This is a genomic window from Enterococcus sp. AZ128 (assembly GCF_051714485.1).
Taxonomy (GTDB): domain Bacteria; phylum Bacillota; class Bacilli; order Lactobacillales; family Enterococcaceae; genus Enterococcus_A.
In genome coordinates this window covers 555,634-569,876 of record NZ_JBIORZ010000001.1, presented here as the reverse complement: position 1 = coordinate 569,876, position 14,243 = coordinate 555,634, and the positions used below count along the sequence as shown (strand labels likewise).

Below are 14,243 nucleotides of genomic sequence, written 5' to 3'. Positions count from 1 at the left end.
AACAACCGAGAAACTCGGTTGTTTTATTGTTTCATTTCTCCCACCCTCACCGAAAAATCTCCTCCAACTCTCGTCAAATTAGGATTATAGTACGGGTCATTTTCAATGTAGCCTGTCCAATTGTCTTCCATATACTTGGTTTCTTTTTCAAAGCGGGCTTGTTTTTCGGGAGTATTTTCGTATCCGCGGGATTGAGATTCGAAGTGATACAATTCCGCACCGTGGAGCCACACATTAGTATGACCATTTTCGTATTCTTTCAAACACAGGTCAACATCATTGAAGGCAACGGTCAATTCTTCGTTGAAGCCGCCGACTTCAGCGAAATCGTTGGCACGAATCATCAGACATGCAGCGGTGACTGCCAAGTAATCGACGTTTATCTCTAATTTTCCGAAATAACCGAAGTCTCCCCTTGGGAAGGTATGATGTCCATGCCCTGCTGCACCACCCATGCCTAGGATCACACCAGCATGCTGGATCGTATTGTTTGGATAGTACAATTTTGCGCCGACACAGCCGATTCGTTCAAACTGTGCGAAGGAAACCATTTTAGTCATCCACTCTGGCGTAATGACTTCGGTGTCATTATTTAGGAACAGCAGGTATTTTCCTTTAGCACTTTTTGCAGCTAAATTATTGATACGAGAATAGTTGAATGGGATGTCGATTGATTCCACGACAAAACGTTCACCTAATTGTTTTTGGTAGTTGGCATACAGCTCCTGCATTTTAGGCTGGTCGCTGCCGTTATCCGCCATAATGATTTCGTAATTTGAATAAGTCGTTTTTTCGATGATCGAGTCGACACAGCGCTTCACATCATCATACCCATTGCGCGTAGGAATGATCACACTTACTAACGCTTCTGAAAGCACTTGATAGTCTACATCATATAATCCATTTCCCGCTGCATGATTGACAGTTGCTTTGATTCCACGGCGATTGATCGCGTCTTGAACAGCTTTTAACCCCGCATCGAAGGCATAGCTTTTCGTTGATTGATCGGCGGCCGTTGAGCTTGGTAAGATCCGCCAATAATATAAAATCTGCGGAATATGTGCAATTCGTTCCGCTGTTGTTTGCTCCGTGAATCGTAAAACTAAATCATAATCCTGCGAACCCTCATATCCAACACGGAAGCCACCGATTTTTTCCATAATCGAACGACGATAAACGCCTAAGTGAGAAATATAATTCGTGCCTAACAATAAATCCGGTGACCAATCAGGCTTGAAGGCTGGATCAAAACGGTTACCTTCCATATCAACCTTATCTTCATCGCTGTAAATCAGATCTAAATCCGCGTTTTCGTTTAAACGTTTAGCTACTTCGTATAAAGCAATCGGTGCTAATTCATCATCATTATCCAACAACGCAACAAATTCACCAGTTGCGATCTCTAACGCAGAGTTCGTTGCCTTAGAGATATGACCGTTTTCAGAACGGAAAACATTTTTGATTCGAGAATCTTGAGCCGCGTATTTTTCTAATAGCGGTCTTACGGATTCATCCGTAGAATGGTCGTCCGCCATACACAATTCCCAATTGGGATAAAACTGGTTCTGGACGGATTCAATACATTTCGCCAGCCATTTTTCTTTGACGTTATAAACTGGCATCAAAATTGAGATAACCGGTTGATATTCGAATGCGGCGATTTCCGCTTTAATCGCATCGACATCCCAATTTTCGTTTTCAGTGATCCACTGCTGATAGCGTTCATCGGTTTGCTTATTTTGTTCCAATTTGATTCGTCGCAACGTATTTTTTAAACCATTGCGTTTTAGATAGCCTAAGCCTTTACGTACTTTCCCATAAAAGTTTTGAATTGGTGACGGTTGTTTCGGTTCTTTTACGATATTTTCACTTGGGACAAAAGATTCGTTTTGCGTATGATCATTAAAATGAAAAGCAAGCACGATTTTTTCTGCCGGATTCTTCACTGTAACCGTTACCTCAAAGCCCATTTGCAGACTAGCACTTGTTTTATGTGCGGCTGCCACATCTGAACGAGGATACCACTCGATTTTGTCGCTTGCAGCGTTTTCTGAGTGAATAGTAATCGTTGGCACATCTTTTGAAGCTAAATCAAGGGCCCACCCTTTGATTTCGAATTGATTTGTCTCTGGTTGAAACTTGCATTGATCAATGCAAACTTGTTCATTTTTTGCCATCGGATTAGCCTCCTATGCTGAATTGATTTGGATTGATCAATGGATCGTTCAATTCTTGAGAATATTTGTTAGTCAACGTATCATATGCTTCTTTTCTTATACTAAAATGATTTTCACCAGGATATCGTACTTCAAAATACGGATCAAAAATCAGTTTTTTGTTTTCTTTTGTTAATCGGATCGAGAAATCAATCCCCTTAATCGCCATAGGCAAGGTCTGATCGAATCCGCCTAGTGATAAGAAGTCGTCTTTACGGAGAATCAACACATCTTCCGTAGCTGTATAAATTTCTCGCGGCAAGGCCGGACGGAAATACGTCCCGATCGTCTTATTGGACAATCCCTGCTGCTCATATACTACCCGTTCATGAGTAGGATCGATGGTTACGCCGCAATATAGGATCGCCTCATCTTTGCTGATAACCTTACCCGTTACTGCACCAACGTCAGGCAAGCGTGAAAAATTCATCGCTTCTTTTAGCCAAGTCGTTTTGGTAGGCGATAATTCTTCAGCCAAGAACACCAAAAATTCACCCTTTGATTCTTCAGCCAATTCATTTTCATTTTTACTAGAAAAAGATCGAATATGCTCATCTGTAATTTCTGAATGATTTAATAGAATTTCAAAATCAGACCAATCAGTTGCTAGAAGCTCCTGCAGCTGTTTTTCATTCGACTTGCCGCTCAAAATAATCGAAACTTTCGGTTCGGCTTCATATTTAAAATCGATCTTATAAGCACCATAATTTTTGGTCATAGTTACAACACCCTCAAGGTTACGGCGTTCAAGAGCTGCTTGTAAGGCATTTTGACCTGCTACATAGGCATATTCTTTACTTTGCGGATCCATAGCGACGGATGTTTCAATTGTACGCCAATGATAAAGAATATTGGGAACATGGTAAATTTCTTTTGCGGCTTCTGTTGCACGCAAAACAAAATCATAATCTTGACTGCCATTGAACTCTGTTCGTAATCCGCCGACCGTTTCAACGATTGAACGTTTTACCACGACAAAATGGGTAATGTAGTTATGTCCCAATAATAAGGTTTCGTTCCAGTTTGGTTTAAAAAATGGGTCAAACCGCTTGCCGCTCATGGATAATTTATCTTCATCAGTATAAATAAATTCACGATTTTGATCTTCATTCAACGCATTAACGACTGCCAATAGTGCCGTATCAGCTAAAATATCATCATTATCTAGAAACCCAATATAATCACCTGTCGCGATTTCGATCGCTGAGTTTGTTGCTTCCGAGATATGTCCATTTTTTTCACGAAGAACGATTTTCACACGTTCATCTGCATCTGATAATTCTTGCAGTAATGGTTTGATGTGGGCTTTTGGAGAAGCATCATCTGACAAGCAAAGCTCCCAATTTGAATAGATTTGATCCGTCAATGACTTCACACAAGCACGCAACCATTTTTCGTCCACATTATAGACCGGCACGACCAAAGAAATTTTCGGTTGGAAGGTGAGCTCTTTTGAAGCTTCAATCAGTTGTGCCCGAGTCGGTTCTTCGATCTTTGTCATCCACTCTTCATAATTAGCACTTTGCTGTTTCGAGCGTTGATAGTTTTTCACTGCACCTGCAAAGCCATTTCGTTTGATCGAACCCAGCAAATGACGAATTTTCCTCGTCATCGGTGTACTTGTTGGTTGTGAATGTTTTGCCACAACAGGATAAATTTGATCTTCATCATCGAGTACAAGCAATTTGATATCATCCAATACTTGCATATTCTTAGCTGTTAAAATGAAACCGAATTTTTCGGTCGATTCAATCCCAAACACTTCATTCACGTCTGGACGGTAGATTGGATTCACCTGCAGACGATTCATTGATTCCGCCAATAAATAAGCCAACGGCATTTTCGTCATCTCAGAGAATCCCCAGCCCTTGATAATTGCTTCATTTTCAGACTCGTTATTTTCGATTGATTCGATCGTTAATTTGATACCTTCTAATTCACTGCCTGGTTCCACATAAGGAATATTCTTTAACTGATAGTCATACTTATCGAGATAGTTCAGTTTTAATGTAAGCAGACGATTCTTTTCTTTCTCATTTGCCGCATCCTCCATAACTTTTAATTCGGATGGAAAAAATTCCTCTTCATTTAATACATTGACGTTCACGGTATATTCTTTTCCCGCTATAGTGGCACCATCGATAATCACATACGGTTCCTCTATGACGACTGGAAACATAAAGAGATCCTCTTGATACCAAGAAGCATTCGTTTCCTTGATCGCCAACAATTGGTTGTCAACAACCACCGATAGCTGAACCGCAGCAGGAACTTTACCAATAACGATTCGTAATTGTTCTGTATTTTCTGGCGCTTGATGAACAGTTGTTTTATTCTCATCCGTTTGATTGTTGAAGATATACGGTTCAACCTTAAACTTGCCATCAATTAGATAAGCGAGTTGAATTTGTTTATTATAATTTGAATTGATTGGTTCGACCCGTTCCGGCTGATCAACAGGTCCTTTACGCAACGCATAAAAATATTGATACACTTCACCAAATGCCCTTTTTTTAAAGTCATATCGGACCATTTGCGGCAATTCTTCGTAACTTGCAGACAACTCATTTTGTCCCACCTGCGAATAAGTAAAATCTTCTCGGCGAATCGATAATCCGATTCGATCAAACAATTCTTCAAAGCCCTTTTGCGTATAAAAACTATTGTGCGTCCGATCTAACAAGCCATATTGCTTCCAGTCTAATTTATTATTAAACAAGTCGATCAGTACTGAGTTGTGTGCCAAGTTCGGGAAAGTTAATAAGATCTCTCCATTGGGCGCTAAAAATTTGCTAGCTTCTGCCAGAGCTTTTTCCGAATCAGTCAAATGTTCCAAAACATCCGCGAAGATAATAAAATCAAACTTTTTATCTACAAAATGATCGTTCCATTTGCATTCTTCGATATTTCCTAAAAAGCCGTCCTGGGCAAAGCCCATGACGTGCTCAAATAAGACCGGATCAAATTCGACGATCGATACTTCACATTTTTTTTCGGAAATTAAATATTGAGTCATGCGACCGTTGCCGGGGCCAAACTCTAAAACAGTAGAGCCTTCAGTGATCTGACTGATGATTTTCCCCACACTCGTATGCTCTTCAAGCGACAAATCAAAATCATACTTCATAATTAAATCGTATCCTTCCACTTATGATCCAAAACGACGATGCCTTCGCCGACATATTTACCAGTAATGAACATGGTTAAATATCTTGTTTTATAAACCAACGGCACGGTCGCATTTTCTTCAAAAAGGGCTACATCGAAATAATATTCGCCGCCTAAAAGTGCCATTTTCTCATATTCTAAATAGAAGACATTCTCTCCCTTTTTCCAAGGAATTGATTCTTCATCTAATAATGTATTCAGCCCGCAGACATAGTTATTGTCCACAGTTCGAATAGCCACACCTAGAACGGGCTTCTTGATTGACTCATCCTTCACATTATACGTCACTTTAACAACGACTTTACTATCTTGTTCAATAATCTCTAGTGGCTGCAGATCACCATCTAATAATTCAGCTGATTTTACTTCCACAATATCATACGCCGAAAAATCCTCTGAACTAGAGTTTTCTCGGTCAATGCTCTTTAATGATTTTTTCTTCAAAAAGTTTTCATACGTTTCCGTAATCTCCATTGTTTCGCCTTCTGATTCAACGACACCGTTCTTCAACCAATACACTCGGTCGCAGAAACGGCGAACCGCGTTCACATCATGAGAAACAAAAAGAATGGTTTTTCCGGCATTGCGCAGTTCGGTAAACTTTTCCATACATTTCAATTGGAATTCCAAGTCGCCCACCGCCAAGGCTTCATCGACAATCAGAATATCAGGATCCACATTGATCGCCACGGCAAACGCAAGGCGCACAAACATCCCGCTTGAATAGGTTTTGACAGGTTGGTACAAATGATCGCCGATATCCGCGAAATTGATAATATCATCAACTTTATCCGCCATTTCTTCACGAGAAAAGCCTAGAACCATCCCATTAAGAAAAATATTTTCATAACCGCTGTATTCAGGATTGAACCCTGAACCAAGTTCTAATAATGCCGCGATGTTTCCTTCGATCTTTACTTCACCATCCGAGGGAGTCAATACACCTGTAATGATCTTCAGGATCGTTGATTTACCAGAACCATTTTCGCCGATAAACCCAATCATTTCGCCTTTTTTCACTTCCACGTTCACATCATTCAATGCGTAAAAAACCTCATGATAGGTCTTTCTTGTTGGGCTCAAAGCTTCCTTCAAGCGATCAGAAGGTTTTTTATACATATCATATTTCTTAGTTAAATGGTTAATTTCAATTACTGTTTCAGTCATTTAGATTTATCTCCTTATAAAACATCAGAAAAATGTGGTTTCAAGCGTTTGAAAACAACACTGCCGACCACTAATAGAATCAAGGTTACGACCCAGAAATAGATCGTTAACAGCGGTTTTTCCCAAAACCACTGCTCGCCAAAGAAAGCATCCCGGTATCCTTGAACGACATAGAACATCGGGTTGAATTTCAAAATGAATTGAATCGTTGGATGCGCCGCAAATTGATTGATACTCCACAACACTGGCGTTCCCCACATTAATGCCTGCATGATAACTCCAATAAACTGATTGATATCTGGGAAAAATGGTTGGATCGAAGAAGTGATCCAAGTTAATCCAGTTAAGAACATCATCATGGCAAACAGATAATAAAACAGCTGCAGCATATGCAGACCTGGAATTGCGTGATTAAAAATCGCTACAATTAAAGCGATCGCAATGAAAAAGATATGCATAAATAATCCAGAAAATAATTTGACCGAGGGTAAGATGCGAATATTGAATACGACTTTTTTAACTAGATAGCTGTATTCGCGAAAAACATTCGTCGCTGACCCCAGTACTTCAGAAAAGTACATCCATGGAACCAACCCTGTTAATAGAAAAACGATAAAGGGATACTTTCCATCGGTCATCGCTGCCTTAAACCCAACTCCGAAAACAAACCAATAAGTCACGACCATCACTAAAGGATTGGCGAAAGCCCAAAAAATCCCTAAAGCCGATCCGGCATAACGTGCCTTGAAGTCATTAACAGAAAATTGTTTTAATAAGGTGCGATTTTGAAAAATTTCTTTAAAAAAACTCAGTAAGTCTTTAAACATGTTTATTCCTCTCATCCAACGCTTGATTTATTATTTCTACAGTTGATTAACGTTATTATTCTACAGAAAGATATATGTAAAAGCAAGATTATTAAGAAAAGCTTCGCTAACGATGCAGGCTATTCACCTCTGCATGAACTCGCTGATCGAATAGCATAAATTTAGCCCAAGCAGGCTCTCTGTCCGATCCATTTTGAAACGGATAGATAAATTTCATACTGCTCTTATTGTACGCCAAATAGCCCGCCATTTGGTGAGCTAAATTTTTTATTAAGTTTTTAAAACTAACGTATTCTTATTACCTCGTCTCATACCAACATTGGGCTTTCTGATGAGACGAAAAATCTTTCCTATTCTCTTTTACGTATTCGATCAATCAACTGCTTTCGCTTTTTCTTAAGTTTTTCTGACGAAGATTCAATAGGCGCGACTTCGTTCACCTGTTCCTGCTTCACTCTTTCTGTTAGGCTGATTTTCGCTAGAATACCGCTATCATCGATTTGAATATTTACCACTATATATTCCCATGGCACACACATTCATCAGCTCCACTACCTGACTCTGAGTCATTTCTCTCTGAGTCACTTTCTCGGGCAGTTCAATCATCTGCACCAATACGCCTGGTACCTCTTCCGAGACAACCTCTCCTACCAAATAGCTAAAGTTTGAAGTGAAAGATTGGGTACTAAAGAATAAAAAAATATGCGGTGCAAAGAAACACACCGCATACACTTTATAACCCTAACCTTTTAAGGTAAGAAAATATTTTGTTCGAATACTGAGCGAAACACTACCTCAGGGAAACGAGAAAAAATGTAAAAATTACAATAATACCCGGCAAAGGCAACACATCCAATTGCGAGTAATATTCGTAACCACCAACTTACTTTTGAACCTAAAGCATTTGCAAACACTATATAATTTGATAGTAGGCACGCGCGGATCAAACGATCAAAACTTACAGAAATGGAAATTAATGGCAGTGCCAACATTAATATTGCATTTACCTTTATTACTAGGGTCGCATGGTTATAGTAGTAATTATCCACTTTTAACAACTGTTGCTTACTAGCAAAAAATCGCTCTCTTGGACTTTTTAGGCTATATCGAATCATCATCCACGACACTAACGCTAGTAAGGATAATAAAATCAAATAAACCGTAAAGCCCTTCATCTCCTCTGCATCAGTCATCAATTTCGTATTATAATAACGATTAATTTTGTAATCAATGAATGGAAGTAAACGACCCACCATTCTTATGACCCCACTAAGATTCGACGCAATGAGTAAAGCAGATGACGTTGTTAAAAGATACAAAATGAGCGGTGGAACAAAGTAGGCGACTATAACAAAATAGAAAAAGATTGCAGAGTAATGAAACATCACTCCTCCTGTAACAAGTGCGAGGTACTTAGCTATACTCATCCAACTACGGTCTTTCGCTAAAACAACCAATCCAGTAGTAATGAATGCTGCAGCTATAAAACTTCTAACCTGTGCAGCATCCATTGTAAAAGGAAAAATCAGATAGAAAATGAGCGTCCAACCTGGATTAAGGGAAGCCTTAAACACTGCATACAACATTAAGAGTAAAGCCACACCAATCACAATAGCAAAGAAGGCTTGGAAAGGTAGCCCTATTGCCTTACCCGCTAATTGGAGATACGTGTATCCCCACTCCTCCTTCGCCGCGATAGGATCGTTGTAAAAATTTTGGTATTGTCCCCTATCCGCAATTGCTGTATTGAATGTCATAGCGATCCAAAAAAGAACAACTAAGACAGAACAAACGATTCTATTCTTTCTGAAAATCGCAGTTAAAAGTCCAATACCTATAAAAAGTAAATAACTCATGTACGCACCCATTCTCTTTCTGTTTATAGACAATTAGCCCTAAACTATTAGTCTAAAAAAGATCAACAAAACTTCTCAACTAATCAAACAACACCTAATTAATATACCCATCTTCAGCTGGTGCCGGTTGCGGGATTTCTTGGTAATTATTCGTTCCGCCAATTGAATTAACCGCTGCATCTGCTTCCGCCAGCGCCTCATCTGAAGTAAAGCTTAATTGATAGATCGACCACTTATCTTTATCTGGTCCGTACATTCTATCAAATTGCGCATAATTCAACTCATTGTAGTCCTCCAATGGACGTTTACTGATTACATACTTAATCCCAAGTTTTTTACAGTCGGTAAAATTGAGATTAACTGTAAAATTATCCGGCCGGTCTAAGCTAAACTTTGTATCACCACTATCAATAAAAGCTCGAACATGTGCGTAGCGATTGTAGATCTCTTCATTTTTATGCTTAGGATCAATCTTTTTCCACAATTTCATGTCTGGATAAAAACGAACCGAGTTGATTGTCTTCACACCTAATGCCGGAGTAAAGTTATACAGATTGTCTTCAGATAACCATATTGCATCTGGATCTTCTTTTTTGATCTTGACTACTTCTTCAGCCAGTGTCTTCTTATCGATTGCACCCGTTCCATGAACGATCGGATTAACTGAAATTCCAGATACCAGCACAAGAATAGTCATCGCTAGTATAAAAAATTTCTTGAGCTTGAACAATAGACTAAACATAATTAAAGCAAATACGACCAACGTCATGAATATTTCAAAGTTATTGAAATACAACCCCATAACAGAAGTCGTGACAGAATGCGTCGCCAAAATCATAATAAGAGCTAAGAAAATCAACTTTATCCATCCTGGAATTCTTACATATTCCCAAATGAAATTGATCATCCACAATGATAACAACACTGCACCAAAGCCTAATGTTACCAAACTTCGAGTACTGGTCACGTAAGTCAGCATCAAAGCTTTCGCGATTCCGTGGCTATAGCCAAAGAATGTCCAACCAAAAATAAAACAACAGAACAGTCCTAAAATCGCGCCAATGTATTTTTCTTCCTTGCCTCTTTTAGATAAAATGATGAATGGCGACAGCAACACCGTCAAAGGTAAGAAGTTGAAATAAGAAGCGACTTCCCCATTGTTGGTTCCATGGAAATTAAAATTATCAAACGGAATTTTCCAATTTGTCAAGAACAAAAAGAAATCAGAAGGAGGTCGTCCCCCACCTTCAGCCTCTCGATGACCTGGATAAATCGTATTAAGCGTCGCATCAATAGCTCCTTTTGATGTGCTGTAAAAATGGAACAGAACCACGCCGATAATCCCTAGACCACCGATAATAATCGGCAGATCCCAAATATCTAAGACCAACTCTTTTCTAAAATGAATCAGTGTACCAAACAACCAGAATACTATTAAATAGACTAACGGCACTTGATGAGCTGGATACAACACCAGAACAAAACCAATCCCATTGATAACGATCAGTACCATCATAAGCAGCCGCAGCAAAACATTTTCATGCTTCGCGATAAAATAGTAACTCGCTACCATAATTGCAAGTGTGAAAAACATCAAATCTCCTACATGCTGCATAAACCACCATTGAATTGACGGTGAAAAGGTGATCCAAAATGAACCAAGTAAAGATAAATATTTATTTCGTTTCGTCAAAATCATTACCAGTTCAAAGCTCAATAGAAGCATCGCGATGATTTTAAAGCCCCAATAAAAAGAGAGCCCTCGTTCTTTTCCTAAAAAGAAAAAACCCCAGTTGAACGGTTTGCCAATTACAGTCAAATCCCTTACAGGTGAATTGTAGGCAATGATCATATTTTGACCTTCTTTGCCATACTGCTTGTTTACAACAGGATAGTCGCTTTCTGCTTGTGAGAAATAAAAAGGCGTTTGCACCATCCACTCATCTGAACGAACCTCACGATTTTCACCGAGAATAACATCTGATTTCTTATCATCGCTACGTTCAGAAACAATTTTATCCCAAGAACCGATGGAACTTCCGTTTAGATTTAGTACCACGATGATAATAAGGAAAAGCAAGCCAATGATGTATCGAAAGCGAATAACTTGATCAACAAACCATACAAAAGGATTTATTTTGGTCCTTTCATACGGTACTTCCCTCGTTCGCTTATATGCTCTTGTTTCCATTGTTTCCTCCTGAAAATAAAAATTTAAGTGTGATTTTTCCGTAGTTGACTCTACCAGTTAAGAGCTGTTTGCCTATTCTGAGAAATAGTTGTCTCTGGTACTGCGAGAACAATTCTGTCTTATATAAAGAATAATAGCCTTTTTCGGCTTGAATAATTGCTTGATAACGAGAACGATTCATTTGATTCGCATAATCTAGTACCGATAATTGGTGTTGAAGCTCTGTAGAAAGAATTTTGATTTGCCTTTTTTCAAAAAAAATTCGCCAGCTCAACCAATGATCCAAATAGTCCAATGGAAAATCTAAGTTGTAGCCGTCTATCTCTTTTAAAAAACGTATTCGAAGTGCCGTCGCTGAATTAATTACCATGATATCTTGGGAATATGTTTGATCATTTTTAGGCAGTTCTGTATGTAATGGACGTAATGTATCACTGCGTACAGGTGATATCTGCTGATCACCATCTTTGATAACTGGAGCTATGGCGGCCACTGATAGCGGTTGGTTATGACCCTCCTTGATTAATTCTCTTAAGTAATCATTTGTGAGCGTCGTATCTTGATCCAACGTTATCAGCCATTCGGCGGTTTCGTGGCTTTGTTTCAATGCATAATTATATGCCTTTGCTAATCCGACATTTTTAGGACTGTGATAATATGCAAACCGACTATCCAATCCTCGCGGCTCACTTGCTCGCTCACTATTATCAAAAATCAAAACCTGTTCAATTTCGGGAAAATCATGTGAAGCGAGGAGGTTGTTCAAACTTGTGATCGTTGCCGATTCAGAAAAGTCCATATTATACAACACTATCACTAGTTCAAACAAATTCTCCACCTCCATTTTTTATTGTTTCGCTTCTAATTCAAGAAAACTAGCTAACGCTTCTTGCCAAGTAGGGATTTCAAAACCTAATGCTTTTGCTTTGCTTAAGTCCATGATCGAATATTGCGGACGAGTCGCTTTTTGCGGATACTCCTCTGAAGTTACCGGAGCGACATCTACAGTTGTCTCTTTTAAAATTTCTTTGGCAAATTCATACCACGAACAGCTATTTTCATTTGATAAATGATAGACACCAAATGGTGCTTTTTCCTCAATCACAAAGGTCATAAATTCAGCTAGCGTACGCGTCCAGGTTGGTCGGCCGAACTGATCATTCACGACAGTCAAACGATCATGCGTCTTAGCTAATTTTTGCATTGTATAGATAAAATTGTGTCCATAAATACCGAATACCCAAGAAGTACGGATAATATAGTAATCGTCCATCATTTCTTGAACTGCTTTTTCCCCCAAGAGTTTTGTCCGACCATATTCACTCAATGGATTTGTTGCATCATCCACTTGATACATACCATCCTTTTTCTTGCCGTCAAAAACATAATCTGTGCTGATGTAGATCAATGTTGAACCCGCCGCTTTTGCAGCTGCCGCCACATTACGGGTTCCCTCAACATTGATCAATTCATCTAATTCTTTGCCTTCATCTTCGGCTTTATCAACAGCAGTGTAGGCTGCACAATGATAAATGATTTCCGGCTTCATGTCTGTAATAAATTTATGTGTAGCCTCTTTATCTGTGATATCTAGTTGATCCGCATCTGTTGAAACATAGCCCATCTTCTTTTCATCCAGCAAATGACGCAGCTCGGTTCCTAATTGTCCTTGTCCACCTGTAATTAAGATCATCTATATCTACTCCTTTTCTCAAAAAAAGGCAGGTTTCACCTGCCTGATTCAATTTGTATTATTGGCCGTTCTTCGCGTAATTGCTTTCTACGGCTTCTTTTTCAGCATGCCACCAATCCTCATGCTCAGTATACCATTTGATCGTATCCTTTATTCCAGCGCGGAAATTCGTAAATTCCGGTGACCAGCCTAATTCTTCGCGTAATTTTGTCGAATCGATCGCATATCGTAAATCGTGCCCTGCACGGTCTTTTACGTGATCATAAGCATCTTTCGATTGACCCATTTCTTCCAAAATAATTTCCATTACGGTTTTGTTATCTTCCTCGCCATCGGCACCGATCAAGTAGGTTTCTCCGATTTTGCCTTTAGTCAAAATCGCCCAAACAGCGAATGAATGGTCGTTCGTATGGATCCAGTCGCGAACATTCTTGCCATCTCCATAAAGTTTTGGTCGAATCCCACTCAAAACATTTGTAATTTGACGTGGAATAAATTTCTCAATGTGTTGATAAGGTCCATAGTTGTTTGAGCAATTTGAAATCGTTGCTTGCAAACCAAATGAACGCACCCAAGCTTTAACTAACAAATCTGAACCTGCTTTGGTTGAGGAGTATGGACTTGAGGGATTATAAGGAGTCTCTGCTGTAAATTTTTCACCCTCGCCTTCGCCATGTCCCGGCAAATCTTCTCTTAATGGAAGATCCCCATAAACTTCGTCCGTTGAAACATGGTGGTAACGCACATTATGTTTGCGGCATGCTTCAAGCAATGTATAGGTTCCGATAATATTTGTTTGTACAAAAGGAAACGGATCTTTCAATGAATTGTCATTGTGGGATTCAGCTGCATAGTGAACGACTGCATCAGTGTTTTTAACCAATCGATCAACTAATTCAGCGTCAGCAATATCACCAATAACTAATTCTACTCGATCTTCTGGAAGGCCAGCTAAATTTTCTTTGTTTCCTGCATAAGTCAGCTTATCTAAGACTGTCACATGGACTTCTGGATGATTATTTACAACATAATGTACGAAGTTAGAACCAATAAAGCCCGCTCCGCCTGTTACGATAATATTTTTCATCTGTTATTTACTCCTATTTCGTATTAAAGTACTCATCT

The 14,243-nt window shown here is 39.2% G+C and carries 10 protein-coding genes; all 10 read right to left on the bottom strand.

What is annotated here, in order from left to right; genetic code table 11:
• Positions 1-23: 23 nt before the first annotated feature.
• Positions 24-2,177 carry a glycosyltransferase family 2 protein gene (locus tag IGI38_RS02645; RefSeq protein ID WP_438726341.1) on the bottom strand — a complete coding sequence of 718 codons (2,154 nt, stop codon included), beginning with the start codon at positions 2,175-2,177 and terminating at the stop codon, positions 24-26.
• A 4-nt stretch (positions 2,178-2,181) separates the two neighbouring features.
• Positions 2,182-5,343 (bottom strand): glycosyltransferase, encoded by a 3,162-nt coding sequence (locus IGI38_RS02640; RefSeq protein WP_438726339.1) that lies wholly within the window; start codon positions 5,341-5,343, stop codon positions 2,182-2,184.
• 2 nt (positions 5,344-5,345) lie between these two features.
• Positions 5,346-6,551, bottom strand: a complete 1,206-nt coding sequence (locus IGI38_RS02635; RefSeq protein ID WP_438726336.1) for an ABC transporter ATP-binding protein — start codon at positions 6,549-6,551, stop codon at positions 5,346-5,348.
• Positions 6,552-6,565: 14 nt separating this feature from the next.
• On the bottom strand, positions 6,566-7,378 hold the full coding sequence (locus IGI38_RS02630) for an ABC transporter permease (protein WP_438726334.1): 813 nt from the start codon (positions 7,376-7,378) through the stop codon (positions 6,566-6,568).
• A 350-nt stretch (positions 7,379-7,728) separates the two neighbouring features.
• Positions 7,729-7,917, bottom strand: a complete 189-nt coding sequence (locus IGI38_RS02625; protein ID WP_438726332.1) for a hypothetical protein — start codon at positions 7,915-7,917, stop codon at positions 7,729-7,731.
• 210 nt (positions 7,918-8,127) lie between these two features.
• Positions 8,128-9,234, bottom strand: coding sequence for an EpsG family protein (locus IGI38_RS02620; RefSeq protein WP_438726329.1), 1,107 nt, complete (start codon positions 9,232-9,234; stop codon positions 8,128-8,130).
• Positions 9,235-9,328: 94 nt separating this feature from the next.
• Positions 9,329-11,425 (bottom strand): DUF7657 domain-containing protein, encoded by a 2,097-nt coding sequence (locus IGI38_RS02615; protein ID WP_438726327.1) that lies wholly within the window; start codon positions 11,423-11,425, stop codon positions 9,329-9,331.
• Entirely contained in the window at positions 11,406-12,263 is an 858-nt protein-coding gene (locus IGI38_RS02610) for a glycosyltransferase (RefSeq protein WP_438726324.1), read from the bottom strand. Before IGI38_RS02610 ends, IGI38_RS02615 begins: the two co-directional genes overlap by 20 nt.
• Positions 12,264-12,272: 9 nt before the next feature.
• The gene (gene rfbD / locus IGI38_RS02605) at positions 12,273-13,118 is read right to left on the bottom strand and encodes a dTDP-4-dehydrorhamnose reductase (protein ID WP_438726322.1); all 846 of its coding nucleotides are present in this window, start codon (positions 13,116-13,118) and stop codon (positions 12,273-12,275) included.
• Positions 13,119-13,176: 58 nt separating this feature from the next.
• Entirely contained in the window at positions 13,177-14,205 is a 1,029-nt protein-coding gene (gene rfbB, locus IGI38_RS02600; protein WP_438726319.1) for a dTDP-glucose 4,6-dehydratase, read from the bottom strand.
• Between the last annotated feature and the right edge of the window lie 38 nt (positions 14,206-14,243).

Excerpts from the sequence above, each read along its gene's own strand:
- IGI38_RS02645 (WP_438726341.1), bottom strand. The coding sequence starts at position 2,177 with ATGGCAAAAAATGAACAAGTTTGCATTGATCAATGCAAGTTTCAACCA.
- IGI38_RS02640 (WP_438726339.1), bottom strand. The coding sequence starts at position 5,343 with ATGAAGTATGATTTTGATTTGTCGCTTGAAGAGCATACGAGTGTGGGG.
- IGI38_RS02635 (WP_438726336.1), bottom strand. The coding sequence starts at position 6,551 with ATGACTGAAACAGTAATTGAAATTAACCATTTAACTAAGAAATATGAT.
- IGI38_RS02630 (WP_438726334.1), bottom strand. The coding sequence starts at position 7,378 with ATGTTTAAAGACTTACTGAGTTTTTTTAAAGAAATTTTTCAAAATCGC.
- IGI38_RS02625 (WP_438726332.1), bottom strand. The coding sequence starts at position 7,917 with ATGTGTGTGCCATGGGAATATATAGTGGTAAATATTCAAATCGATGAT.
- IGI38_RS02620 (WP_438726329.1), bottom strand. The coding sequence starts at position 9,234 with ATGAGTTATTTACTTTTTATAGGTATTGGACTTTTAACTGCGATTTTC.
- IGI38_RS02615 (WP_438726327.1), bottom strand. The coding sequence starts at position 11,425 with ATGGAAACAAGAGCATATAAGCGAACGAGGGAAGTACCGTATGAAAGG.
- rfbD (WP_438726322.1), bottom strand. The coding sequence starts at position 13,118 with ATGATCTTAATTACAGGTGGACAAGGACAATTAGGAACCGAGCTGCGT.
- rfbB (WP_438726319.1), bottom strand. The coding sequence starts at position 14,205 with ATGAAAAATATTATCGTAACAGGCGGAGCGGGCTTTATTGGTTCTAAC.